Here is a 25,289-nt window from a genome sequence, read left to right on the forward strand (position 1 = left end):
TCGCGTCAGATAAGGCGTCAGGCGCATGGATACAGTGCATGCCATGCGTCTTCCGCCATGCTAACCCCTGACATAGGCTTACCCGCAGTCTATGTCAGGAGTGTTCATCATGTTACCCCACCCTTCGCCGCAAGGCGTCCGCGGCATACTGGCCGCTCTTTCTCTGAGCATGCTGCTGTCATCGCTTGGCATCAGCATTGCCAACGTCGGGCTGCCGGCGCTCGCCACTGCGTTCCATGCCTCGTTCCAGGCGGTGCAGTGGGTGTTGCTCTGCTATTTGCTGGCCGTCACCACTTGCATTATCGGCATCGGCCGTTTGGGGGATAGCCTCAATCGTCGCCGCCTGCTGCTGGCGGGCATTGCGCTGTTTACCGCCGCTTCGCTGGCTTGCGCGCTGGCTCCGCAAATGTGGCTGTTGCTGGCGGCGCGCCTGGCGCAGGGGCTGGGGGGCGCAGTCATGATGTCGATCGCCATGGCGCTGGCGGGCGAGGTTCTGGGGAAGGAAAAAATCGGCCGCGCGATGGGGCTGCTCGGCACTATGTCAGCCGTGGGCACCGCGCTGGGGCCGTCGTTGGGCGGCGCGCTGATCGCCGGTTTCGGCTGGCGGGCGATGTTCCTGATCAACCTGCCGCTGGGGCTGCTGGCGCTGTGGCTTGCCTGGCGATACTTACCGAATGGGCCGCGCGCGGCAACGCGCGCGGAACCGTTCGATCGCGCCGGCACGTTGCTGCTGGGCGGCGCATTGCTCTGCTATTCGCTGGCGATGACCCTCGGGCGCGGCGACTTCGGCGCGCTTAACCTGGCGTTGATGTTGGGGGCGCTGTTGGCGGGGGCACTGTTTATCCGCGTGGAACGCCGCGCCGCATCGCCGCTGCTTGCGCCGTCGATGTTCCGCCATCCGGCCCTGACGGCGGGGCTGGCGTCCAGTGCGCTGGTGATGACGGTGATGACCGCCACGCTGGTGGTCGGGCCGTTCTATCTGTCGCGGGCGCTGGGCTTAAGCGCCGCGCAGGTCGGGCTGGTGATGTCGGCGGGACCGGCGGTGGCGATCCTGACCGGCATACCGGCCGGCTATCTGGTGGATCGCTTCGGATCGCAGCGCATCGCCCAGTTTGGGCTGACGGCGGTGGCCGCAGGCGCGGCGTTGCTGTCACTGTTTAACCGTTGGGGCGTGCTCGGCTATATCGCCCCCATCGCGCTGTTGACCGCCGGCTATGCGCTGTTTCAGGTGGCCAACAACACCATGCTGATGAAGGATCTGTTTCCTGAACGGCGCGGGCTGATCGCCGGCATGGTGAACCTGTCGCGCAATCTGGGGGCGATCACCGGCGCGTCGGCGATGGGGGCGCTGTTTTATCTGGCTTCGCAGCAGGTTGCGGGCACTGCGGCCGCCGCGGCTTACGGCATGCGGGTGACCTACGGCGTGGCGGCGCTGTTGGCATTGGCGGCGTTGCTCATCGCCTTCGGCGGTCGCCGCCTGATGCTGCGTTACGGCGCGCGCTGAACCGCGTAGCGTTCTTGCACGAAACCGTTGTCCGATGAAGTGACGGCAAGCAGGCGCAGGCGCTGCTCCTGGCCATCGGCGCCGAATAAGGGGATACCGCCGCCCAACAGCAGCGGCACGCGCGTAATCGTCAGTTCGTCGATCAAGCCGGCCTGCAGGAAGCGCTGCACGGTCTGGCCGCCGTCGATATACAGGTGACGGCAGCCTTGCTCGGCCAACTGCGCCACGATGGCCGCCGGTTCGCCATTCATCCAGCGAACGTGGCCCGTTGCGTGCGGCGCGGGCGGCTGCGTCGACAGCACCACCACCGGCAGTGCGCCATAGGGCCACTCGGGAAAGGCGCGGACTTTATCATAGGTATGGCGGCCCATCACCAGCGCGTCGATGTCGGCGACAAACGCTTCAAAACTCAACCCATTGAGCAGCGAAACCGCATATTCGGGCCGCAGCAGCCAGTCGATGTCGCCATCCGGTCCGGCAATGAATCCGTCTACGCTGGTGGCGATGTAAACCGAGCATTTCATCAGGCGAGATCTCCCCGATAAACCACATGCACCTTGTTGCCGTCGGGATCGCGCAGGTAAGCGCCGAAATAGCCTTTGCCGTAGTGCGCGCGCTCGCCGGGCTCGCCTTCACTGCTGCCGCCCGCCAGCAGACCGGCGGCGTAGGCGCGTTTAACCGCCAGCTCGTCGGCGGCGAGGAAGGCCAGCATGCTGCCGTTGCCGGCGCTGGCGGGCTGTCTGTCGAAGGGTTGGTAGGCGTAAAAACGCGGCAGCGTTTGGCCTGGCATCACCCAGCAGCGGGCGGCGGGGCCGCCGTCCGGCGTCACTTCCCGCCGTTGTAAGCCCAATGGCAACAGAATGGCGTCGTAGAACGCGGCGGCGGCATCCAGATCGCTGACGCCGACGGTAATATGGCTGAACATGGCGCGTTTCCTTCCCCAAGAGAGAATAATGAACGCCTAAAACAGTAGCAGCGATATCGCAGGATGGACAGACCGCCGTGGAGGATTCGGATTAGGGACGCGCGCAGGTGTAGCGCGCTTCACGGTTCGCGGGGCAGGCCGCCGTTCAATTGCTCTCGACGCGCGGATTGGCGTGGGTCGGCTGGCTGGGATAATCCACCTGATGCTTGTGCAGATAATCGCGGATCAGCTGACGCACCACCTGAGAAGGGGTGACGTCCTGCTGCAGGCACAGCTCTTCCAGGGCTTTCTTCTTGTCCGGGTCAATCAGCACCGTTAGCCGCGCCGTTTTCTTTTCCATCAGGATCCTCCAGAGAATGATGACTGAATGATAATACCATGTGGACGAAGCGGCCAGCCAGACCGCGTCGCCGCTCGTTCTTAGCGGAAATGCAGCCGTTCTATTTTGCGTGACAGGTAGCCGAGTTCGCAGTTGAACAGCTCGCCGCTGCCGGCGGCCAGCGTGCGCAGCGTGCTGAGCGGCAACGTCACCTGCGCCGGCGTGGCGTAAATGATCACGTTGCCGCTGGGGGCGACGCAAAATAATACGGTGCCGAATATCCGGTGCAGGCTGTGGTACAGCAGGCTGTTTTCATCGGGCAGATCGTGGTAATTGAGCACCAGCCAGCCCCCGTCGTTCAGCCGCGCGGCGCAGTTTTCCAGGAATGTCTGGGTGCCTTGCTGCGGATCCATGGCGAACGCCGAATAGAGATCGGAGAAAATCAGGTCGTAACGCGTCTCGGCGGGCGGGCGCACAAAGTCCATGGCGTCGGCGGTACGCAGGCTGATGGTGTCGGTGGCCGGCAGCGTAAAATAGCGGCGCGCGACGGCGATCACCGCGGCGCGCAGTTCAACCACGTCCAGACGCATGGCCGGATCGAGCGCGTGCAGCGCACGCAGCAAGCTGCCGCCGCCTAACCCCAAGATCAGCGCCGAGGTCGGCGGCTGCCAGGCCACCGCCATCAGCATCGCTTTGATGTAGTTGTGGATCGGCTGCGCGGGGTTGCTGAGGCTCATCTTGCTTTGCTCGCAGATGCCGTCAAACCGCAGCGTGCGGTAGTCCTTGTGATCGGAAACGATGATTTCGCCCCAGGCGTCGGTTTCGCGAGCGATCACCTGGCCGCGCGGGGAGAAATCGAGGGTTCTGAGTAAGCTGTCAACCAGAGACATGGTATTCGCAGGTTTCCTTTGGCAAGCGGCCTATTTACGGGCGCACATGAAATCGGCGGTGCAAATGCGCCGGCCATCGATGCTGGCGCGGCCGGTGAAGCGGGCGATCGCGCCTCGCCGGCGTACAAAGGCGACCTCCATCAACACCTGGTCGCCGGGACGGGCGGCGCGATAAAACCGCGCCCGCTGAATGGAAGCGAAGTAGTAATGTTCTCCTTCATTCAACGCCCCGAGATAATAATGCGCCAGCAGCCCGGTGCTTTGCGCCAGCGCTTCCACCAACAGCACGCCGGGAAAACCGGCGAAGTGCGCATGGCCGCTCCAGAACGTCGGCTCATTGGCGGTGATGTTCTTGATGGCGCTCAGCCGGCCTTCGGCAATGCAGGTGCCGGCGGGCAGCACGCGATCGACCAACAGGCAGGGATAACGATGAGGCAGAATCGCCTGAATATCGTTGAATTGCAGGGGGTGACCGTTTAATGGCATGGAAGTGCGTGATCCTGTCTGCGGCGAATCCGGTGCGGTGGCCGGCGTTCGGTCCATAATGAGTGTAATGACATTATAATAAAATTATCATCAGATGTGCCAGATGAAAGACATGACGGCGGTGACGGTTGGGGAACAGCGAAGGAGGGGAAGACACCCGATCCTGGCGATCGGGCGTGGTGGCGCGTTTAGTGCTTGGAGCGGGTCACCTTGTCCAAATAACCCATCACGAAGGCGGAGAGCACGAAGGTGAGGTGGATGATCACATACCACATCAGCTTGTTGTCGGGCACGTTCTTGGCGTCCATAAACACCCGCAGCAGGTGAATGGAGGAGATGGCGACGATAGATGCGGCGACCTTGTTTTTCAGCGAGGTGGCGTCCATTTTGCCCAGCCAGCTCAGTTTCTCTTTCCCTTCGGTGATATCCAATTGCGAGACGAAGTTTTCATAGCCGGAGAACATCACCATCACCAACAGGCCGCCGACCAGCGCCATGTCGATCAGCGACAGCAAGGTCAACACCAGATCGGCTTCGGTAACGGCAAAAATATTTGGCAGGACGTGGAGAATTTCCTGAAAAAACTTGATCGACAGGGCGACCAGAGTGAGCGAAAGGCCGAAATAAACCGGCGCGAGCAGCCAGCGGGAGGCGTACATCGCGTTTTCTAGCAAGCGTTCCATCATAAAATTGTTTTAAATGCGTAGCAAAAAGGGCGCTCAGTATAGCGCAAGAGGCCTGGGTGAAATCAACCGCTTGCGCCAGCAGAGGGCGCTATCAGGCCACTACGCGCGCCGTTTTTCGCCCGCTGCGGATCCACAGCGCCACGGCCCCCGCCGCCGTCGCCAGCGCCACGACGCCCGGCCAGCCCGCGCTTGCCAGAATGCGGCTGCCGAGGGCGGCGCCGGTCGCCATACCGATGAACACGCCGGTGAACAAGAGGGCGTTCAATCGGCTGCGGGCTGCCGGATCGAGACCGTAAACGATGGTTTGGTGCGCGATCAGCGTAGCCTGGATGCCCAGGTCGAATCCGACGGCGCTCAGCGCAATGAGCGCCAGTTGCGCCGGGAGCGGCAACAGCGGCAGCAGAAACATCAAGGCGAAGGAGGCCAGAACCAGTCCCGCGCCGATACGGGTCACGACGTCAGGGCCGTGCCGATCGGCCAGACTGCCCGCCAACGGCGCCGCCAGCGCACCCGCCGCCCCCGCCAGGCCAAACGCGCCGGCGGCCGCGCTGCCGATCTGGTAGCGCTCCGCCAGCATCAACGCCAGCGTTGACCAGAAAGCGCTGAAGCCCAATGACAGAAAGCCTTGCGCCAGCGTTGCGCGCCGCAGCGCGGGATACTCGGTCCACAGATGTCCCAGCGAGCGCAGCAGCGCGGGGTAACTCAGCGCGTTATGAGGGCGAAGACGCGGCAACATGCGCCAGATCGCCAGCGTGATCGACAAAACGCCCAGCGCCGCGAGTGCGTAGACGCTGCGCCAGCCGGCGTACTCGGCGAGTGCGCCGCTGAACACCCGCGACAGCAAAATGCCGGCCAATAGCCCGGTCATCACTGCGCCGACGGTTTTGCCGCGGCTGGTCTCCGGCGCCAGCGTGGCGGCGGCGGGGATAATGTCCTGCGCGACGGTGGCGGTCAGGCCTATCGCCAGGCTGCTGAGCAACAACAGCGGGAACGAGGCAGCAAAAGCGCAGAGTAACAGCGTCAGCGTCAGCAGCGCGCCTTTTACCAGAATGATCCGCCGGCGATCGTACCGGTCGCCGAGCGGCGCCAACAGTAAAATGCCCAGCGCATAGCCTAACTGGGTCAGCGTCGGCACCATCCCGGCATCGGCGACGCCGGCGTGGAAATCGGCGCCCATCATGCCAAGCATGGGCTGGCTGTAATAGATTGACGCGACGCTGAGGCCGGCGCCGGCGGCCAGCAGAAATACGACGTTGGCGGACGGTGCGCCGTGGGTGGTGGCGGTGCTCATGGCAAAAATTCCTGTAAGGTGAATGTGCGGTCATTTTTACCGCTTGCTTCATGCCGCTGTAGCCCCCTCGCAGGTAAAACTGTTATACACTCAACGTATGAATAAAATTAACTTACCTAACGGCGACCGCATAACTTTGCTGCATACGCTGGTGCGCATCGTCGAAAGCGGCAGCCTGTCGGCGGCGGCGCAGCAGCTGGGCACTTCGCAGCCGACGATCAGCCGGCGTCTGCAGGCATTGGAACAGCTGCTGGGCGCCAAACTGATCCAGCGGACCACCCACGCCCTCAAACTGACCGACGACGGCGAGCGCTGTTACCGCCAGGCGCGGGGGCTGATTGAACAATGGCAAAGCCTGGAAGAAGGGCTTGGCGGCGCGCGCGACGAACCGGTCGGCGTGTTGCGCGTGCGGGCGCCGCACGCATTCGGCCAGGATCAGCTGATCGGTCCGTTGGGCGAGTATTTGCGGCGCTACCCGCAAACTTACGTTGAGTGGACGCTGAACGATCATTCTCCGGACTTTATTCCCGAGGGGGTGGATTGCGCCATTCACGTCGGTGCGGTGACCGATCCGTCGGTCGTGGCGGTGTTGCTGGCGGAGGTGCCGCGCAGCACGGTGGCGTCACCGGCGCTGTTGGCTGAACGACCGGCGATCGTCGATCTCGACGATTTGGCCTCATTGCCGTGGCTGGCGGTAAACAGTTTTTATCGTAATGAGGTCGTCTTGACCCACGCGACCAGCGGTGAACAGCGGCGTTTCGACATCGCGCCGAGGTTGAGCACCGACAGCCTTTATGCGGCGCGCAAGGCAGCGCTGGAAGGGCTGGGCGTCGCGATCGTGTCGTCTTGGGTGGTGAAAGAAGAATTGGCGCAAGGCGCTCTGCAGACGCTGTTACCCCTGTGGCGAGCCGAGCCACTGCCTATTTACCTGTTGTATCCCTACGCCAGCTATTATCCCGCGCGTTTACGCAAATTCATGGAAATGATGAAAGAAACGATGCCGCGCATTCTCGGCGCGCAGCCGCCGACGGGGCGCTGACGGCCTTCAGTGTCTGGCTTTTTTACCGTCGCTGTGGCCGAGAGAACGATCGGGGAAGCTGTGATCGCGCAGCCGCTGCTTTAACTGCGCCGCATCGGGGAAGCCGCCGTCAATCTTGCGATCCCAAATCATCACGCCATCGACGCTGATTTGGTAGACCCCGCCGGTGCCCGGCATCAGGGTGACGGAGGCGAGATCGTCGCCGAAGGTGTTCAGCAGCTCTTGCGCCATCCAGCCGGCGCGCAGCAACCAGTTGCATTGTGAACAGTAGTGAATCGTAACGGCGGGTGCGTTTTTCATCGTTGATCGACCGGTTAGTGGTGACGGCTTGCAATCAGCCTGCTGGCTCGCAAGCGATGGTGGCTGTGTATCGCCAAATAGTCAAGCGCCTGCTGCGGCCAGAGCGACAAGGGGAGCCGAGTGTGCATCACGGCCGCTTGCTTCCGGCAAACCATTCAACCCCGCGCAGCATGCCCGCCCAATAAAACCGGGGTAAAAACCAGGCTTTCAGCCACCAGGCCATACGGCTGGGCTGGGTTGCGTCGAGCAGTGGAAACGTGGGCAGCAATTTACCGTCATAGCCAAACTCCGCCAGCACAACTTTGCCTTTCTCGACCGTCAATGGACAGGAACCATAACCATCATAATGGGCTGTGAGAGGCGTGCCATGAATACGTGCCGCGACGTTTTCCGCCACCACCACCACCTGCTTTCGCGCTGCCGCCAGGGTTTTGGCGTTTGGCGTTGAGCAACAGTCGCCTACCGCAAAAATATCCGGCCAATGCTTATGTTGCAGCGTCAATTTATCCACATCGCACCAGCCGGCGCCATCCGCGAGTCCGCTTTGCGAAATAAACGCCGGGGCTGATTGAGGCGGCACCACGTGAAGCATATCGAAGGGCAGGGTTAACTCGCGTTTTTCCTCTTCATTTGTCTCCACGGCAAATATCGCTTGCCGATTTTCGCCATCTATACGGATTAAATTATGATTGAAGTTGACCTGTGCACGGTATTTTTCCAAATAGCCGCTCAGCGGGGGGACAAATTGCGGAATGCCAAAAACCGCCGTGCCCGCAAGGCAGAAATTGACGTTAATATTATTCAGAACGCCTTGCCGCCGCCAATGGTCGCATGAAAGATATAAGGCTTTTTGCGGCGCGCCGGCGCATTTTATGGGAAGCGTGGGTTGGGAAAATATCGCCTTGCCGCCTTGCATCTCCCGGACCAGTTGCCAGGTGTATTCTGCAAGATCAAAACGATAATTAGAGGTGACGCCGTTAAATCCTAACGTCTCTTCAAGGCCTTCTATTTTATCCCAACGTAAAACAAGGCCGCAGGCAACAATAAGGAAATCATAGTTTACGCGTTTACCCTGACGGGTCTCGATATATTTTTCATTGGGATCAACCCTGACAACGCTGTCCTGGAGCCATGAGACGCCAGAAGGAATAACATCGCGCATGGCGCGCTGCGTTTTATTGATATCAAAGAGCCCGCCGCCCACCAGGGTCCATGCCGGCTGGTAATAATGACAGTCATTGGGTTCAACGACAATTATATCCGCATCTTTAACTCGCTTCCTTAAGCTTGCGATGACGCCGATGCCAGATGAACCACCGCCAATAACAACAACTTTCTTCAGGGTGTTTATTTTTTCTGGTTTCATGCAGGTCTCCTTTCATAAGAAAGTAGGGGGTTGCGGCTCAGATTTAAAGATAATTTATAGAACTTATGGTTATATTAAAATTCGCATATTCTATTTTGCTATATGTAATAGCTAAATGTAATAAGTTATTTGACAATCAACGCAAACTGATCGTTAATAAATGCCATAAATATCGAAAGGGAATTAATGCATTGGATTTTTTCCATTTTACTTTTTATACCCTGACGCTGTTGGTGATAACCGGGGGAATAGTCGGATTTCTCCTGGCTCTGACCGGGGGAGGCGGATCCATCGTCTGCGTTCCCTTGTTGCTGTATATGGTGAAAATCCCGGATACGCACTTGGTTATAGGCACCAGTGCCATGTCCGTTGCCATTAGCGCGCTGATCAATCTTTTTGTTCATGCCGCCAAAGGAAACGTCCGGTGGCGGACCGGCGTTACCGTTTCGCTGGTGGCGGTGGTGGGAACGCTGGCTGGCTCTCTGGTGGGAAAAATGACGGACGGGCACCATTTAACCCTGCCTTTCTCTCTGCTGATGCTGGTTGTCGCCGGATTGACGCTGAAAAAAAATCATCGGGCAGGCAACGGATTACCGTCCTCCCATCCGACATTTCATCCCGCCATCGTGTGGCCCAGCGTGCTGGCGCTGGGCGCGGTGGCCGGTTTTTTGGGCATCGGCGGCGGATTTTTGGTGGTGCCGGCGCTGCTCTGGTTCTTCCGCTTTTCGCTGGTTGAAGCGGTGGCGACCTCACTGGTCGTGGTTTCCGCCATGGGATTATCGACAAGCGCAAGCTATGCCATGTCCGGCAAGGTGTCGCTGGTCATTACCTGCTGGCTCATCGTCGGCGGCGTTCTGGGGGGCGTCGTGGGGGTGGCGCTCACCGAGCGCCTGAAAAAACGCGAGGACATTATCCGTGTGCTCTATGCCGGCATGTTGTTGGTGCTGGCCCTTTATATGCTTTTTAAAAGCCTATAAAACAAAAGGAAAAAATATGCACATCCGTACTTACCATCATCAGCTCTCCTTTTCGGGGGCGCCCGCAGCGAATGATTTCGCCATCCTGCATCAACAAGGCTATCGGTTTATCGTCAACAATCGGCCAGATGAAGAGCCGGGCGAGTACCTTAACCATCAACAAGAAAAAGCGTTGGCTGAGCAATGGGGAATGGGCTACGTCTATCTGCCTTACACATTCGACACGCTGACCTGGGAGACCGTTTATATCTTCCATTACCTGTTGCGGCGGGGTGAGAAGACCCTGGCGCATTGCAGGAGCGGAGCGCGTTCTGCCTGCCTTTCCCTGCTGTATGCGCTGCGCGAAGGCCAGATAGACGAAGCGCAATTCCGCAGCCAGTGCGCAGAGTATGGCGCCGATGCCGATAAGGCGCTGGGCTGGTATGGCCGGCATCAGGCCGTTCAGCCTCACGCGCAAGTGCACGCGTTTTATGAGCCGGAAAGCGGCAGCCTGCAGTATGTCGTCGCCGATCCCGCAGCGCGTCGCTGCGCCATCATCGACCCGGTGCTGGATTTTGATCGCCGATCGGGCACGGTCTCGCATCAGCAGGCCCGCACCATTTTAAGCTTTATCCAGCAGCAAGGATGGGGAGTGGCCTGGGTGCTGGATACGCACCCGCATGCCGACCATTTTTCTGCCGCCACCTGGCTGGCGCAGAAAACCGGCGCCCTCACCGGCATAGGCGAAAAAATTACCGCCGTGCAGGGGCTGTGGCAAGACATCTATAATTTGAAAGAATTGCCTCCCGCCGAGACCGTGTGGGATGCGCTGTTTGCGGATGGGGACGTCTTTTTTATCGGCAACCTGCGCGCTGAAGTCTTGCTGTCTCCTGGCCACACCCTGGCGTCCGTCACGTATCACATTGCCGATGCGGCGTTTATTCACGATACGTTTTTCATGCCGGACAGCGGCACCGCAAGGGCCGACTTCCCCGGCGGAAATGCGGAAGCCCTGTGGGATTCGTTGCAGCGGATCTTGAGCCTGCCGGCGGATACCCGTCTGTTTACCGGCCATGATTATCGCCCGGCGGGGCGTGAGGCCCGCTGGGAAAGCACCGTGCGAGAGCAGCGCGAGAACAACCCCTGGGTGGCCAACATGGATAAAGCCCAATTTATCGCGCAAAGAAAGCAGCGAGACGCTACGTTGCCGCATCCGGAATTGATGCTGATGGCGCTGCAGGTCAATATTCGCGGCGGCGTTCTGCCAGATTGCGAAGATGATGGGCGGCACTACCTCAAAATCCCTGTTAATCGCTTCAAGGGGTAAATCAAGCCGTGGAGGCGCGATCGTTCACGGCTGCCAACCTCAAGGCGATCGCGCCGTCTGTTAATGGTTTTTTATGAAATAAGCAGACTGATTCATATTTAATTATTTGTTTTTACACAAAACACGCGGCGCTTGCCCTCACCGAATACAGTCACTACATTAACAACTGTACTTCCCACTCTGCTAAGGAAAACACCATGAAAGCTGCCGTAGTGACGAAAAACCATACCGTAGACATTCAGGATAAAGTGCTGCGCCCGCTGAAGCACGGCGAAGCGGCGTTGAAAATGGAGTGTTGCGGGGTGTGCCACACCGATTTGCACGTGAAAAATGGCGATTTCGGTGAGGTGCCGGGCATTACGTTGGGGCATGAGGGCATCGGCGTGGTCTCCGCCGTCGGTGAGGGCGTCACCTCGTTAAAAGTGGGTGACCGCGCCAGCGTCGCCTGGTTTTACCAGGGGTGCGGCCATTGCGAATACTGCGTCAGCGGCAACGAGACCCTGTGCCGCTCGGTGAAAAACGCCGGCTATAGCGTTGACGGCGGCATGGCGGAAGAGTGCATCGTGGTGGCGGACTACGCGGTGAAAGTGCCGGATGGGCTCGATTCTTTCGCCGCCAGCAGCATCACCTGCGCCGGCGTCACCACCTACAAGGCGGTGAAGATTTCCGATATCAAACCGGGGCAGTGGATCGCCATCTACGGCTTGGGCGGGTTGGGCAACCTGGCGCTGCAGTATGCCAAGAACGTGTTTAACGCCAAAGTGATCGCCATCGACGTCAACGATGGTCAGCTGGAGTTCGCCAAACAGATCGGCGCCGATCTGACCATCAACTCCAAAACGCAAAACGCGGAGGAGATCATTCAGCAGCAAACCGGCGGCGCTCACGCGGCGGTGGTGACGGCGGTGGCGAAAGCTGCCTTCAACTCGGCGGTGAATGCGGTGCGCGCCGGCGGTAAAGTGGTGGCCGTGGGGCTGCCGCCGGAGAGCATGGATCTGAGCATTCCGCGCCTGGTGCTGGACGGCATTCAGGTGGTGGGTTCGCTGGTGGGCACGCGCGAAGATCTGAAGGAGGCGTTCCAGTTCGCCGCCGAAGGCAAGGTGACGCCGAAAGTGACCAAGCGGCCGCTGGGGGATATCAACGCCATCTTCGACGAGATGAAGGCGGGCACCATTCGCGGTCGCATGGTGATCGATCTCGGCATGGCGAAGTAGGCCATGCGAAAAAAGAAGGCCACCTGCGGGTGGCCTTCTTGTCATTACGCCGGATTCAGAACAGGCCCAGCGGCTTGGCGTCGTAGCTGACCAGCAGGTTTTTCACCTGTTGATAGTGCGACAGCGCCGCCTTGTGGGTTTCGCGTCCGATGCCGGAGTTCTTGTAGCCGCCGAACGCGGCGTGCGCCGGGTACAGGTGATAGCAGTTGGTCCACACGCGCCCGGCCTTGATCGCGCGGCCCATGCGGTAAGCGCGGTTGATGTCGCGGGTCCACAGCCCGGCGCCCAGCCCAAACTCGGTGTCGTTGGCCAGCGCCAGGGCTTCGGCCTCATCCTTAAAGGTGGTGACGCCAATCACCGGCCCGAAGATCTCCTCGCGGAAGAAACGCATGCTGTTGTTGCCGGTAATCAGCGTCGGCTGCAGGTAGAAACCGTTTTGCACTTCGTCGCCGCGCTGGGCGGGCTCGCCGCCCGCAACGATTTTGCCTCCCTCGTTTTTAGCGATCTCGATATAGGACAGGATCTTGTCGTACTGCTGTTTTGACGCCTGGGCGCCGATCATGGTCTCGGTGTCGAAGGGATCGCCCTGGCGGATGGTAGCGATACGCGCCAGCACTTTCTCCATAAACTGCGGGTAGATGGATTCCTGGATCAGCGCGCGTGAAGGGCAGGTGCACACCTCCCCCTGGTTGAAGAAGCCCAGCACCAGCCCCTCAACCGCTTTGTCGATAAACTCCGGTTCCGCCTGCATGATGTCTTCAAAATAAATGTTCGGCGATTTGCCGCCCAGCTCGACGGTGCTGGGGATGATGTTCTCCGCCGCACAGGCGAGGATGTGGCGGCCGACCGGCGTGGAGCCGGTGAAGGCGATTTTTTCGATGCGTTTGCTGCGCGCCAGCGCTTCGCCGGCCTCGGCGCCGAAACCTTGTACCACGTTGAGCACGCCCGGCGGCAGCAGATCGCCGATCTCTTCCATCAGCACGCTGATGCCGAGCGGCGTTTGTTCCGCCGGTTTCAGCACCACGCAGTTACCGCCCGCCAGCGCCGGCGCCAGTTTCCAGGCGGCCATCAGCAGCGGGAAGTTCCACGGAATGATCTGGCCGACCACGCCCAGCGGTTCATAGATATGGTAGGCCACGGTGTTCTGGTCGATCTCCGCCGCGGTGCCTTCCTGCGCGCGCAGGCAACCGGCAAAGTAACGGAAATGGTCGACCGCCAACGGCAGATCGGCATTCAGGGTTTCGCGGATCGGTTTGCCGTTGTCCCAGGTTTCGGTCAGCGCCAGCATCTCCAGCCGCGATTCGATGCGATCGGCGATCGCCAGCAGCACGTTGGAACGCTCCTGCACGCTGGTTTTACCCCAGGCGTCCGCCGCCGCATGCGCCGCGTCAAGCGCCAGCTCGATGTCTTTGGCGTCGGAACGCGGGAATTCGGCGATCGGCTGGCCGGTCACCGGCGAGGTGTTGGTGAAGTAGTTGCCGGATACCGGTTCGACGAATTTGCCGCCAATGTAGTTGCCATAGCGTTTGCGGAACGAAACCAGCGAGCCAGGTAAACCGGGGTGGACATATTTCATGTTAAGCACCTCTCTGCAGATGAAAAGCGGCGCTATTGGGCTGCGCCTGTGAATGCGGCATGTCGCCGCAGCACAGAGAAGCACGGCGCGTGCCAGATTAGCGACAGAGGTAGCATCCGTAAAAAAAGAACGAGTTATTAAAACCTTAAGCATTGAGAGGGCTGAGAACTTCGGGCGGCGCCGCCGTCGCCGATGATTTTTTGTGTCCCGTGTCGCAACGCCTGGTACACATTTATGATACACATTTGCAACACTCGCGAACGGGGGAGAAACGCATGTTGTCTGACGACCGCTTGCCCGCAGAGGGCGCCAGCTTGCTGACCCAGCCGTTGGCGGAATCCTGGCAACGCAGCCAGGGTTATGGCTTGACGCGCACCGATCAACATATCCCGTTTATCAAAGCCGGATTGCTCGAAGAGCTGCGCAGCCGCAACGATTGGGTGCCGCAGCGGGTACAGCCGCTGATCGAGCAGCTGGGCGCGCAAATTACGCGCCAGCCCGCCATTGTGGTGATCGCCGACGCCGACGGGTTGGTGCTGGAAACCCGCGGCAATACCGACTTTCTGCATAAGGCGTCGCGCTTTGCGCTGGCGCCGGGCAACCAGTGGGGAGAAGCGGAGCGGGGCACCAACGCCATCGGCACCGCGCTGGCGCTGGGCGCGTTCTGCGAAGTGCGCGGCGACCAGCATTTTCTCAACCAAAATGCCGGATTGAACTGCACCGCCGCACCGATCTATCGGCCGGATGGCCGCATTGCCGGCATACTGGATCTCTCCGCACCCGCGCAGCGCCCGTACCGCGATGCACAGCGCCTGATCATGCAGGCGGTGCGGCATATCGAACACCGCTGGGTCAGAAGCGCGATCGCCGACCGCCACTGGACGCTGCGTCTGCACGCCGATGCCCGCTGCCTGGGCAGCGCGCAAGAGCTGCTGCTGGTGTTTCACGACGAAGTGCTGATCGCCGCCAATCGACTGGCGATGATGGAGTTCCAGCTCTCGTCGGCCTCATTCGGCTCCGTTGAGTTCACCCAGCTGTTTCCCGACCTGTTGCGACAGCCTTCCGGGGCACCGCGCCAGACGCTGGCCGGCAATCAACAGCACTATTATTCGTTGCTTGAGGCGCCGCAGCGCCGCGTCAGCGCTCTGCGTTCTGCGCCGCCGGCGGAACGGCACGACGAGCAGCATCAGAAAGCGCTGCGCATTCTCAACGCCGGCCTTTCGCTGTGCGTGACCGGCGAAACCGGCTGCGGTAAAGAGCATTTCAGCCGCCGCCTGTTTCAAGAGAGCCGCTGGCGCAACGGCAACTTCGTGGCGATCAACTGCGCGGCGCTGCCTGAGCCGCTGATCGAATCCGAACTGTTTGGCTATGCGCCGGGAGCGTTTACCGGCGCCAATCCGAAAGGCTACATCGGCAAGATCCGCGAGGCGGACGGCGGCGTGCTGTTTCTCGATGAAATCGGCGACATGCCGGCGGGTCTGCAAACGCGCCTGCTGCGGGTATTACAGGAAAAAACGGTCACCCCGCTCGGCAGCCGCAGCGCTTATCCGGTCGAATTCGCGCTGGTCTGCGCCACGCACCACGATCTGCATCGGCAGGTAGAGGCGGGGGCGTTTCGCGAGGATTTGCTGTACCGCATACAGGAATACAGCCTGCGCATTCCGCCGCTCAGAGAGCGGGCGCAGCTGGAGGCCTTCATTTTGCAGCTGTGGCGAGATCTGGGCGGCGAGCGGCGCGACATTCGTCTGTTGCCGGAGGCGCTGGCGATGCTGGCGCGCTATCCGTGGCCCGGCAACGTGCGGCAACTGTTGAGTACGCTCAAGGTGCTGCTGGCGCTGGCGGACGATCATGCGGTGCTTACCCTGGACGATCTTCCTCAGTCCATCGCGGTGCTGGCGCCGCGGCAAGAGAACGCCGATACCGATCTGGGGGCGCTGCAGGCGGCGATCGACAGGGCGGGCGGCAATCTCAGCCGGGCGGCGAAGGCGCTCGGCGTTTCACGCAGCACGCTGTATCGCAAGCTGGGGAGGCAGAAAACGGCGGCGGAATAAGGCGGCGCGATTGAGCGGCGATAAGGCCCCGCTGCGCGGGGCCTGTTGCTCTCTCAATCCCCCAGCCCCGGCGGGTTAATCTCGGAATGGGCAATCTTCTCGTCGCTCTCCGCCCAGCGATCCAGCACCTGCAGATAGCTGCCGTTGGCGATGGCGCTGTTGAGCGAAGCCTGCACCGCGTCCACCAGGCCGTTGCCTTTCTTCAGCGTGACGGCGATGTTGGCGGTCTTCGGCCAGCCGCCGGGCACGATGCCCACCAGCCGGGTTTTGCCGGTCAGCCGCGCCTGATAAGCGCCGGAAACGTTGGGCCCGAAGGTGGCGTCGGCGCGGCCGGACTGAATAGCCAGCGTGGAGGCGGCCTTGTCGGTGACATACACCGGCTGCAGCGGCGCCAGCCCCTTGGCGCGGTTCTCTTTGTCCCAGGCCAGCAGCACCGCTTCCTGATTGGTGCCGGAGTCGACGATGATCTTTTTACCGGCGATATCCGGCGCGGTTTTGATCTGGGTGATTTTACTGTCGGATTTGACGTAGAAACCCAGCGTATCCTGCCGATAGGTGGCGAAATCGAATTTGGTCTTGCGTTCGTTGGTCACGGTGATGTTGTAAACCGCGGCGTCATATTTGCCGGAGGCCACCCCCAGCGGCCAGTCTTCCCACGAGGTGGGCACCAGCTTGAGTTTTAACCCCAAACCGTCGGCCACCAGGCGCGCAATGTCCGCCTCGCTGCCAATCACCGTTTTATTGTCGCGGGCGTACAGGCCGAACGGCGGGCCGCTGCCCAGCAGAGAAATGGCGACCGTCAGCGTGCCGGGTTCCACGAACCGGAAGCCGGCGGGGATTTTGGCCACGGCTTCGGCGCTCTTCACCGTGTGGATCGGCGTTTCGTTGGCGACGAGATCCACGCCTGGTGCGGCGGCGGCGGAAAAACTCAGCAGCGCCGCAATCACTATCATCTTTTTGCTATATATCATTATGTTAATTACCTTCATTATTATGGGTGTCACACGGTCGTTGCACTATCTCTAAAGGCGGGAGATCTGTGAACGAACAAAATCAACTAACCAATCTTGGAAAAATCATGAGGCGCCTCTGGCGGCGCTGAATCGATCGAGGATGCACCATGTCGTCGCGTTTCGCTACGTTGGGCCGCATACCGCGCGGCGTGTGGGTATTGGGTGGCGTGAGCCTGCTGATGGACGTTTCCTCGGAGATGATCCATAGCCTGTTGCCGCTGTTTATGGCGACGACGCTCGGTGCCAGCGTGATCGTCATCGGGTTGATCGAAGGGCTGGCGGAGGCGACGGCGTTGATCGTCAAGGTGTTCTCCGGCGTGCTCAGCGATTACCTCGGCAAACGCAAAGGGCTGGCGCTGCTGGGCTACGGGTTGGGCGCCATCAGCAAACCGTTTTTCGCCATCGCGTCGTCGTCCGGCATGGTGATGAGCGCGCGCCTGCTGGATCGCGTGGGCAAAGGCATTCGCGGTGCGCCGCGCGATGCCTTGGTGGCCGACGTGACGCCGCCGGAGATCCGCGGCGCGGCTTTCGGGCTGCGCCAGTCGCTGGATACCGTCGGCGCCTTTTTAGGGCCGCTGCTGGCCGTCGGCCTGATGCTGCTGTGGCACAACGATTTTCGCGCCATCTTCTGGGTGGCGGCGATCCCGGCGGCGCTGGCGATTGCGCTGCTGTTTTTCGGCCTGAAAGAGCCGGCCGCCGCGATAGCCCACAAGCGCACCAACCCGATCACCCGCGCCAACCTGCGGCTGTTGGGGCGCAGCTATTGGTGGGTGGTGAGCATCGGCGCGATCTTTACGCTGGCGCGTTTCAGTGAAGCGTTCCTGGTGTTGAAGGCGCAGCAGGGCGGCACGCCGCTGGCGTTGATCCCGCTGGTGATGGTCGCCATGAATCTGGTCTACGCCTGCTCGGCCTATCCGTTCGGTAAATTGTCCGACCGCATGAGCCATGAAGGATTGCTGAAAGCCGGGCTGCTGGTGCTGATCGCCGCCGACCTGGTATTGGCGCTGAGCGATCATTGGGGCGGGGTGCTTTTGGGCGTTGCGCTGTGGGGCGTGCACATGGGCATGACCCAGGGGCTATTGGCGGCGATGGTGGCGCATACCGCGCCGGCGCACCTGCGCGGCACCGCGTTCGGCATGTTCAATCTGATCGGTGGCGTGGCATTGCTGCTGGCGAGTCTCGGCGCCGGAACCCTGTGGGAACTGTTCGGTTCCGCCTCCACCTTTTACGCCGGGGCGATCATCTGCGTGGTGACGCTGGTCGGCATGAAGCTGGCACCGTTCGGCGAACGGCGGCCGTGAAAGCGGCGGCGCTCAACGCCGCCGCGCGGTTTACGCCGGATGGGCGTCATTCTCGTTGCCGCCAATCGCCAGGTAATCCGTGTAGATTTGCGGCGCGCCGGAGAACGACGCCAGTGTTTTCCACTCGTCGTACATGCGTTCGGTGTCCTGATGCTCGGCCACGAACCTGAGCGCTTGCTCGGTTGAAACATCGAGCTCCGGATGGAACGCGTTGAGCGACGCCAGACTTTCAATGATCAGCATCACCGCGTATTGGTCCAGCCGGTTACCGCTCTGGCCCTTCAGCAGGTGAAACTTCCAGCCCGGGTAGTCTTCCACGCGGTGGATGTTGTCGGTAATGAACCGTTCAAACTGCTCGGGCGAGACGCCCGCTTTAAGCGCCAGGTTATGAATGCCGATGACACGCTGAATGCTTTCCTTCCCTGGTTCGCTGCGGTAATTGGGGCCGGGCGGCAATGAACTGCGGCTATTCTCGGCCACCAGACGGTAACAGGTGTAAAGGGTCGGCAGTTCGGCGAAGGTCGCGAAGGTTTTCCACTCCTCAATCAGCGCGGCGGCCTCCGGACGCTGCCGCCAAAAGGCGTGCGCCTCGTCGGTCAGCTCGCCGTTGCCGTCGATATAGCGCGCGTAGGTGGCGGCGTCTTTAGCCTGATAAACCATCAGGTACTGATTTTCACGCTCGCCGCGCAGGCCGCGCAGCAGCGTCCATCGCCAGCCGGGATAGGCCGGGATGGCGACGCCTTTACGGCGAACGAACGCTTCGAAACGATCCGAGGCGACGCCCCGTTTCAGGTTGATTCCCACGTAGTGCAGGGAGAAAACCGGCGTGGTTGATGCATGCATTAAACGATCCTCGCAAGTTAAGTTAGTGAGATGTGTTCGTCACGGCTTTGGCGCTGATGCTGACCAGCAACAGGCACAGCAGCGTGCAGCCGAACGCCAGGGCCAGGCTGGTGTAATTGGCGATAAAACCGATCAGCGCCGGGCCGGTTAATAAGCCGAGATAGCCGACCAGCGTCACGGCCGGAAACGCCTGGCCAGGCGGCACCTGTTTTTGATTGCCGACGGCGTTGAACAGAATGGGAACAATGTTGGCGATGCCCAGGCCGGCGAGCATCAACCCGCCAAAGGCGGCCGATGCCAGAGGGACGGTGACGGTCAACAGCACGCCTGCCGCAGCGCACAGGCTGCCGAGCAGCAGAGTGCGGAAGCGCCCGACGGCGCCGATCAGCCTGTCGCCATACAGCCGCCCGCAGGCCACGGCGACGGCGTACAGCGTGAACCCGATCCCCGCCTGCGATTTGGCCACGCCGCGCTCGGCATGCAGGAATAATGCCGACCAGTCGAGCATCGCCCCCTCGGTCAGGAACACGAAGAAACAGAGCAGGGCGATAAACAGGATCTTGCCGTGGGCCAGCGCCCACCGCGCGCCGCCCCGTCGCTGCTCGCCGATGCCGCCGTGCGCCAGTAAATCGCCGGCGACGATCAGCAGCAGGATCGCGATGAGGAGGGCGATCAGGCCGATGGCCTGGGCCGGGGCGAGGCCCGCCAGCAGCAACAGACTGACGCCGCCGGCGCCGGCAATGCCGCCAAGGCTGTAGAAGCCATGAAAACCGGACATTTTCGCCTGGCCGCTCTCCCGCTCGACGATTATCGCCTGTGAGTTCATCGCCACATCCATGATGCCGTTGACGGCGCCAAATACCCCCAATGCCGCCCCCATCAACAGCGGAGCATCGAGTAACGCCAACAGCGGCAAGTCGATGCACAGCAAGGCGCCTGCGCCCAGCAACACGGCACGGCACCCCAGTTTGGCGATCAGATAACCGGCGAAGGGCATGATCGCCATGGAGCCGGCGGCGAGGCAAAACAGCAGCAAACCGAGCGCGCCGTCATCGATGCCCAATCGCGCTTTCACGAAAGGGATCAACGGCGCCCAGGCAGCCATGCCCAACCCGGCGAGGAAGAAGATCGCTCGGGTGGCGATTTGCCGGCGATGATTCTCTGCGGCCTCGCCGGTTAGCCAAGGCAGCATCATGACGATCGGCTCTGTGCGACGGACAGATAATCGGTATAAATCTGCGGTGAACCGGAAAATGACGCCAGTTGCTTCCACTCTTCATACATTTGCTTGGTGTCGCGATGCGCTTTGGCGAAGGTTGCCGCTTCGGCGGTGGCGATATCGGGCTCCGGATAGAACACGTCCAGCGCCGCCAGGCTGACGATTTCCATCATCACCGCGTACTGGTCGAGCCGATTGCCGCGCTCTCCCTTCAGCAAGTGAAACTTCCAGCCCGGATAATCCTCAATGCGATGGTGATTTTCGGCGATAAAGCGTTCGAATTGCGCCGGGGTCACGCCTTCGCGCAGCGCCAGATTGTGGATGCCGATAATGCGCGCCTCAGGCGGTTCGCCCGGCCGTTCCCGGTAGCGCGGGCCGGGCGGCACGTCGCTTTTTCTGTTCTCAGCCAGCAGGCGATAATCGCTGAACAGCGTCGGTAGCAGGCTGTAGGTGCCCAGTTTTCGCCACTCGGCGAGGATTTCCTGCGCGGCGGCATGCCGCCGCCAGAATTCGTGCGCGTGCGCCGTTCGCTGCCCGGTGGCGGTGACGTAACGATCGCGCTGTTCGGCGCTGTCAATCTCGTACAGCATCAGGTATTGCCCGACGCGTTCGCCGCGCAGGCCGCGCAGCAACGTCCAGCGCCAGCCGGGATAACAGGGGATATGCACGCCTTGTTCGCGCACGAAGGTTTCAAACTGTTGTGGCGTGACGCCGGCTTCGGTATCGATGCCGATGTAATAGAAGCTGAATACCGGTTTGGGATCGGAGACTGTCGTCGTCATCTTTCACTCCTGATTGGCGAATGCGGCGGAAAATTGGGTATTGATAATGGCTTCGACCAGCGTGACGCCGATGGGCGTGAGCGTCACGCACGGACCATCGACGGTGACCAGCGCTTTATCTACCAGGATTTTCAACGTGCGGCGGATGACCGGGTTAGCAAACAGGCTGTTGCCGTCAAAGCGCCGTTTAAACACCCGATCGTCCACCGGCAGCAAGGTGGAGAGCGCCATTTTGAAGGCGTTCACTTCACGCTGGATCGGGGAGAAGCCGCGGCTTTCCTCGATGGGCAGGCGGTCTTGGTTGAGCGCTTCCTTGTACTTCTTGTAGCCGGTGATGTTGATGGCTTCGGATCGCGTCGATTTGGAGCTGCCGCCCAAACCGATCGCCACTTCCGGATACTGCTTGTCGAGATCGGTGATGAGTGCTTTCCACTTTTCCGGCTGTTGGTCATTGCGGTGAAAGTACATGGTGGGGTGTTCGGTATAGCCGCCATTCAGGTAGTTCTCGACCAGCTCGCGCATTTGGTACTGTTTGCCCAGCCCAGGGAAGCGCAGGTTGTTGATGCTGATCAGCCCCTTTTTCTGCCACAGGCTTTCGCGCTCGCCCGAGACGCCGGTGCGATTTTTAATAAACTCATCCATGTGCAGCTTGGTGCAGACGACGTGCGACAGATTCAGCTCGAGGGCTTTTTCCATGTCGTATTTCACGTCGTCCACGCTTTGGCCCAGCATGCCGTAAATGAGATCCACGCTGACCCAATCAATGCCGAGCGCGCGCGCGTGATGAATGGTCTCCACGCACTCTTCGGCCGAGTGCATGCGCCCGCAGGCGGTGATGATGTCGTCATTGAAGGATTGGGTGCCGAAACTGATTTTGCTGAAGCCGAGCTCTTTCAGCAGCGCCAGATAGGCTTTGTTCAGGGTGCCGGGCTCCCCTTCGAAGCGCAGGGTGGCGTTGGTGAAGTTAAAGTGGCTGAAGTAGAAGGCCATCATGCGGCGCAGTTCCGGCTCCGGCAGCAAGGACGGCGTGCCGCCAAAGACGTTGAATTCGCCGATTTCCACTTCGGCCAGGCTGGGCACGCGCGCCAGCCACATTTGCGCCTCCTTGATGTTGAAATCGACCAAATCGCGGAATACCGCCTGAGAGGCGGGCGCCTTGGGATTGAGGATCACCGTGGGGTACTGACAAAAATGGCAGCGATAGCGGCAGGTCGGGATATAGGCCCAGAGGTGGATTTTGCCCGCCTGGCGAATGTCGGCCTCCATATCGGCAAAAAACGCGGCCAGCGGGTAGTCGACGAGATCGCCGGGGAACACGTGACAGCCGAACGGATCCTTATGGACGTACTCCAGAAAGGCCCGGTTTTCCGGTTGCACCAGGAACGCGTTCACCCGCGGCGTGGGATAGTTTTCATCGATATCCAGCAATGAGTGCAAGGCTTCGTCGTTCATCAGAATACCCCTCCGTTGCCGAAATAGTTGTGGGCTTCGCCGGACTCGCGGTCTTCACAGAAGTAATAAACAAAGCGGGTGAAATCCTCGTCTTTGATCGTATCGAAGCAGGCCGGCAATGCGGGCGGGAAGCCGATATCGTCACCGACGGCGCGCCGCATGGCGGCAAACAGCGCATCGCGAAATTCGAGGTAGAGCCGATAGGCGGGGGTTTTGTAGGCATGGATCGGTTTGAAATCGATGATGCGCATCTCGTGTTTCAGCTCGTGAATGCGGCGGTAGAGGCTGTCGGCCAGCGAACCGGAGAAGAAATCGCGCACTTCGCTGTTTTCCAATAGCAGATACGGATTGAGCAGCACCGGCAGTAAGATATTCTTTGGCGTGTAGTCCTTGACCGAGTAGTCCCAGGCCAGTTTCGCCTCCGCCGGCGTGGCGTCCGCCAGCGCGGTTTTCTGCCGTTCAACGTCCGGCCGGACGTCCTTCATGATAATGATGCCGTCCTTGCCGTAGGCGATGCCGTTGATCACCTCATCGAGAATGGTGTCCACCCGGCGGCTGTTGATCTCAACGTAAGCATGGCGAGCGTAAACCGGCTTGCCGCCGTAGGCGATGACCTTAATGCCGAAATCCCAGTCGTCGGACAGGTGTTCGACAAAGCGGCCATGGTTGAGCTGGTAGAAGATTTCGATGCCGCCTACCGCGTCATACAGGCTACGCTCCACCCCGAACCCTTTGCCGTCGGGGAAGCCGCCGAACAGGGAGAACGAAAATTCGCGCAGACGCAGCGTTTTTTGGATCTCGCGGAACAGGTTGGGGCGGTGCTCAAACTCTGCGGGAGGGTAGTAATAGTTGCAGGTGCCCAGGTCGCCTTGTTGCTCGATCATGGTATTCACCAGCTCGTAAAGCCAAAATGCATCCACGGTGCAATCGGCATCGGCGGAAACGATATAGTGCTTGCGTTTATTTCCCAGCCGGCTGTCGCGGGCTTTAGAACGCAGCGACGCATAGTCCATGCCGCGTTTTCTGGCCGAGGAGACACCCTGCACCGTTTCGGCGATAACATGAATGGCCATAGCCGGATGCCTTTCACTAAACGCGTTTATTTTAGCGACGGAATCATCGGTGGAGTTGTTATCAACGACAATCAGTTCGTAAGTGTCGTGGGTGATTAATTCATTCTTGGTGTGCTGATTGAACAGCGAAAGTAAAACCGCCTCAATACGGTCGCTTTCATTATAAACGGGCAGTACGACAGACACAAAAACAGTATCACGCATAGATCCTCCAAGGGCTAATGAAAGTCCACAGTTAGAAATGGCTTGTCTGAAAATGAAATGTCACGTTATTCGATGATTAGCTGATATTTAAGAACTCCATGACGTTGTTGGATAAAATTCGCTTGCCCAGCGCGTAATTCTTTTCCGCCACGCGCTTCATCTGCTCCTTGTTATTAATGAACCGGTAGACTTCCTGGATGAATTCGTCGTTCGGCGGCCCATCCTGTAACTCGGAGATCGGCATGACGGGCGCTTCAAACCCATGCCGGCCGTAGACTTCGTGATAATATTCGTAGCGAGTGGTGATATAGCAACGGCGGCAACTGATCGCTTCACCGATAGGATTGCCATAGCTATCATAATCATACGAGGTGAGAAAAGAGACCAGGTCGCAAGAGTGATAGAGGTCCTCTATGCAAAACGCGTCGTTTTCCGAGCGCATATCGACATGGGGAAGCATGCCGACGAATTTGACATAGGGGAGAACATTCAGTTCCTGCGCCAATTTGGCGAGTTGCAGATAACATGACGGGTTTTCATATTCATTGCCGGCGATCGCCAAATAGGCGCGTCGAGTGTTGTGGTCGCGGATAAATAAATCATTAAGCCGGCTGATCAGCATAATATCGCGGTCCAATCTTTTCTGAGGGATGATGCGGGTGGTTCTGGCAATGAGAAGATCATTATCGCGAATATTCATCTGCTTTCTGACATTCGTTCTTTCGTGACTGTCCGAGAAGTCATAGGTATTTTTCTTTACCTCGACATGGACATCATGATTGCACCAGGCCTCCAGCTTTTGCTTCAGATCGTGATTGAGCGTGACATAGGTAATGTATTTTGAAGGGATAGGTTTGATGGCGTGAGAATAAGGTGGCGGGCCGTATTTGAGCACCTTTTTTTCGCTGTTCCACATCAGGTCATGATCGCGCCAGATGACGAAACGCGTCAGTCGATAACGTCGGCCATAATCTTCGATCGCCAGATACAGCGCTTTGGTATAGATGATGTTTTCCGGCAGCGTGCCGTTTTCCACCACCACATGGCTGACTGCGAGCGCTTCCCATTGGGCGACGAGGCGATCCGCCAGCTGCCGCGCCGTCAACGCGATGGTATGCAGCAAAGCGGCTTTTTCTTGCTCGTCAATGGGCGTTTTCTGGCCGATCAACGCCGCGTGTGCGTAGTCGAGAAAGGCGGGGTGGTAATCTGGAATCGACGTGATGTCGTCCAGGCGGACCAGCGTAAAGACATCGCGGTAGATGTCATGCTCATGCTGATAGGGTTTATTAAAGTTTCCCTTATCAATCTTGATGTCGTATCCCAGATCAAGATAAGAGCGAAATCCACAGGCTTGCAGTCGTTTGGCAATCTTCATTGCTTCCACCGTGATCCCCGAGACCGAGACGGCATCGAACGAAATGAACATTGCATTCTTCTCTTGCCTTTCGTGCATCGCAGTACCTCCTGCTATT

At 59.8% G+C, this 25,289-nt stretch carries 24 protein-coding genes; 7 read left to right on the top strand and 17 right to left on the bottom strand.

Annotated features, from left to right (window positions below; genetic code table 11):
• Window positions 1–109: 109 nt before the first annotated feature.
• On the top strand, window positions 110–1,504 hold the full coding sequence (locus AC2CGI_RS12740; RefSeq protein WP_484593948.1) for an MFS transporter: 1,395 nt from the start codon (window positions 110–112) through the stop codon (window positions 1,502–1,504).
• On the opposite strand, the gene AC2CGI_RS12745 is transcribed toward AC2CGI_RS12740, so the two are convergent.
• The 7 genes from AC2CGI_RS12745 to AC2CGI_RS12775 form a co-directional block, all read right to left on the bottom strand.
• A complete protein-coding gene (locus AC2CGI_RS12745; RefSeq protein ID WP_021504579.1) occupies window positions 1,489–2,028 on the bottom strand; it encodes a dihydrofolate reductase family protein in 540 nt (179 codons plus the stop codon). The genes AC2CGI_RS12740 and AC2CGI_RS12745 overlap by 16 nt on opposite strands.
• Window positions 2,028–2,429: a VOC family protein gene (locus AC2CGI_RS12750; protein ID WP_015377846.1), complete on the bottom strand. Its 402-nt coding sequence runs from the start codon at window positions 2,427–2,429 to the stop codon at window positions 2,028–2,030. Before AC2CGI_RS12750 ends, AC2CGI_RS12745 begins: the two co-directional genes overlap by 1 nt.
• Window positions 2,430–2,574: 145 nt before the next feature.
• Window positions 2,575–2,769 (bottom strand): ribbon-helix-helix protein, CopG family, encoded by a 195-nt coding sequence (locus tag AC2CGI_RS12755; protein WP_004928567.1) that lies wholly within the window; start codon window positions 2,767–2,769, stop codon window positions 2,575–2,577.
• A gap of 80 nt (window positions 2,770–2,849) precedes the next feature.
• Window positions 2,850–3,638 carry a spermidine synthase gene (locus AC2CGI_RS12760; RefSeq protein WP_004928565.1) on the bottom strand — a complete coding sequence of 263 codons (789 nt, stop codon included), beginning with the start codon at window positions 3,636–3,638 and terminating at the stop codon, window positions 2,850–2,852.
• A 30-nt stretch (window positions 3,639–3,668) separates the two neighbouring features.
• Window positions 3,669–4,124 carry a 3-hydroxyacyl-ACP dehydratase FabZ gene (fabZ, locus tag AC2CGI_RS12765; RefSeq protein WP_015377847.1) on the bottom strand — a complete coding sequence of 152 codons (456 nt, stop codon included), beginning with the start codon at window positions 4,122–4,124 and terminating at the stop codon, window positions 3,669–3,671.
• A gap of 188 nt (window positions 4,125–4,312) precedes the next feature.
• The gene (locus AC2CGI_RS12770; protein ID WP_004928561.1) at window positions 4,313–4,807 is read right to left on the bottom strand and encodes a TIGR00645 family protein; all 495 of its coding nucleotides are present in this window, start codon (window positions 4,805–4,807) and stop codon (window positions 4,313–4,315) included.
• 94 nt (window positions 4,808–4,901) lie between these two features.
• Window positions 4,902–6,101: an MFS transporter gene (locus AC2CGI_RS12775; protein ID WP_015377849.1), complete on the bottom strand. Its 1,200-nt coding sequence runs from the start codon at window positions 6,099–6,101 to the stop codon at window positions 4,902–4,904.
• A 97-nt stretch (window positions 6,102–6,198) separates the two neighbouring features.
• On the opposite strand from AC2CGI_RS12775, the gene AC2CGI_RS12780 reads away from it, so the two are divergent.
• On the top strand, window positions 6,199–7,140 hold the full coding sequence (locus tag AC2CGI_RS12780; protein WP_015377850.1) for a LysR family transcriptional regulator: 942 nt from the start codon (window positions 6,199–6,201) through the stop codon (window positions 7,138–7,140).
• A 6-nt stretch (window positions 7,141–7,146) separates the two neighbouring features.
• Here the strand turns inward: AC2CGI_RS12780 and AC2CGI_RS12785 are convergent, their stop codons facing one another.
• Together AC2CGI_RS12785 and AC2CGI_RS12790 are read right to left on the bottom strand one after the other, a co-directional pair.
• The gene (locus AC2CGI_RS12785) at window positions 7,147–7,440 is read right to left on the bottom strand and encodes an Rdx family protein (protein ID WP_004928553.1); all 294 of its coding nucleotides are present in this window, start codon (window positions 7,438–7,440) and stop codon (window positions 7,147–7,149) included.
• Between the two features lie 127 nt (window positions 7,441–7,567).
• The gene (locus AC2CGI_RS12790) at window positions 7,568–8,806 is read right to left on the bottom strand and encodes an NAD(P)/FAD-dependent oxidoreductase (RefSeq protein WP_049241037.1); all 1,239 of its coding nucleotides are present in this window, start codon (window positions 8,804–8,806) and stop codon (window positions 7,568–7,570) included.
• A 191-nt stretch (window positions 8,807–8,997) separates the two neighbouring features.
• Between AC2CGI_RS12790 and AC2CGI_RS12795 the strand changes: the two genes are divergently transcribed.
• From AC2CGI_RS12795 to adhP, 3 genes are all read left to right on the top strand, one after another.
• Complete coding sequence (locus AC2CGI_RS12795; RefSeq protein WP_076740221.1) at window positions 8,998–9,783, top strand: sulfite exporter TauE/SafE family protein; 786 nt, start codon at window positions 8,998–9,000, stop codon at window positions 9,781–9,783.
• Between the two features lie 16 nt (window positions 9,784–9,799).
• The gene (gene blh, locus AC2CGI_RS12800; RefSeq protein WP_076740220.1) at window positions 9,800–11,089 is read left to right on the top strand and encodes a bifunctional sulfur transferase/dioxygenase Blh; all 1,290 of its coding nucleotides are present in this window, start codon (window positions 9,800–9,802) and stop codon (window positions 11,087–11,089) included.
• A gap of 197 nt (window positions 11,090–11,286) precedes the next feature.
• Complete coding sequence (gene adhP / locus AC2CGI_RS12805) at window positions 11,287–12,303, top strand: alcohol dehydrogenase AdhP (RefSeq protein ID WP_004928541.1); 1,017 nt, start codon at window positions 11,287–11,289, stop codon at window positions 12,301–12,303.
• A 55-nt stretch (window positions 12,304–12,358) separates the two neighbouring features.
• On the opposite strand, the gene exaC is transcribed toward adhP, so the two are convergent.
• Window positions 12,359–13,879, bottom strand: coding sequence for an acetaldehyde dehydrogenase ExaC (gene exaC / locus AC2CGI_RS12810; protein ID WP_015377854.1), 1,521 nt, complete (start codon window positions 13,877–13,879; stop codon window positions 12,359–12,361).
• 275 nt (window positions 13,880–14,154) lie between these two features.
• On the opposite strand from exaC, the gene AC2CGI_RS12815 reads away from it, so the two are divergent.
• Window positions 14,155–15,930, top strand: a complete 1,776-nt coding sequence (locus AC2CGI_RS12815) for a sigma-54-dependent Fis family transcriptional regulator (protein ID WP_076740219.1) — start codon at window positions 14,155–14,157, stop codon at window positions 15,928–15,930.
• A gap of 53 nt (window positions 15,931–15,983) precedes the next feature.
• Here AC2CGI_RS12815 and AC2CGI_RS12820 read toward each other — a convergent pair whose 3' ends face one another.
• Window positions 15,984–16,901, bottom strand: coding sequence for an ABC transporter substrate-binding protein (locus AC2CGI_RS12820; protein ID WP_021504584.1), 918 nt, complete (start codon window positions 16,899–16,901; stop codon window positions 15,984–15,986).
• 149 nt (window positions 16,902–17,050) lie between these two features.
• Between AC2CGI_RS12820 and AC2CGI_RS12825 the strand changes: the two genes are divergently transcribed.
• Window positions 17,051–18,244: an MFS transporter gene (locus AC2CGI_RS12825; RefSeq protein ID WP_076740218.1), complete on the top strand. Its 1,194-nt coding sequence runs from the start codon at window positions 17,051–17,053 to the stop codon at window positions 18,242–18,244.
• 30 nt (window positions 18,245–18,274) lie between these two features.
• Here AC2CGI_RS12825 and AC2CGI_RS12830 read toward each other — a convergent pair whose 3' ends face one another.
• The 6 genes from AC2CGI_RS12830 to AC2CGI_RS12855 form a co-directional block, all read right to left on the bottom strand.
• Complete coding sequence (locus tag AC2CGI_RS12830) at window positions 18,275–19,087, bottom strand: hypothetical protein (protein ID WP_015377858.1); 813 nt, start codon at window positions 19,085–19,087, stop codon at window positions 18,275–18,277.
• A 22-nt stretch (window positions 19,088–19,109) separates the two neighbouring features.
• Window positions 19,110–20,282 (bottom strand): MFS transporter, encoded by a 1,173-nt coding sequence (locus AC2CGI_RS12835; RefSeq protein WP_015377859.1) that lies wholly within the window; start codon window positions 20,280–20,282, stop codon window positions 19,110–19,112.
• A complete protein-coding gene (locus tag AC2CGI_RS12840) occupies window positions 20,279–21,088 on the bottom strand; it encodes a hypothetical protein (RefSeq protein WP_015377860.1) in 810 nt (269 codons plus the stop codon). The genes AC2CGI_RS12835 and AC2CGI_RS12840 overlap by 4 nt, the downstream gene beginning before the upstream one ends.
• Window positions 21,089–21,091: 3 nt before the next feature.
• Window positions 21,092–22,540, bottom strand: a complete 1,449-nt coding sequence (locus AC2CGI_RS12845) for a radical SAM protein (protein ID WP_021504585.1) — start codon at window positions 22,538–22,540, stop codon at window positions 21,092–21,094.
• Window positions 22,540–23,817: a glycosyltransferase family 2 protein gene (locus tag AC2CGI_RS12850; RefSeq protein ID WP_031299974.1), complete on the bottom strand. Its 1,278-nt coding sequence runs from the start codon at window positions 23,815–23,817 to the stop codon at window positions 22,540–22,542. Before AC2CGI_RS12850 ends, AC2CGI_RS12845 begins: the two co-directional genes overlap by 1 nt.
• Window positions 23,818–23,893: 76 nt before the next feature.
• On the bottom strand, window positions 23,894–25,270 hold the full coding sequence (locus tag AC2CGI_RS12855; RefSeq protein ID WP_033645489.1) for a glycosyltransferase family protein: 1,377 nt from the start codon (window positions 25,268–25,270) through the stop codon (window positions 23,894–23,896).
• Window positions 25,271–25,289 lie beyond the last annotated feature (19 nt).

The sequence above is a fragment of the Serratia sp. LSHTC3 genome (assembly GCF_057197125.1).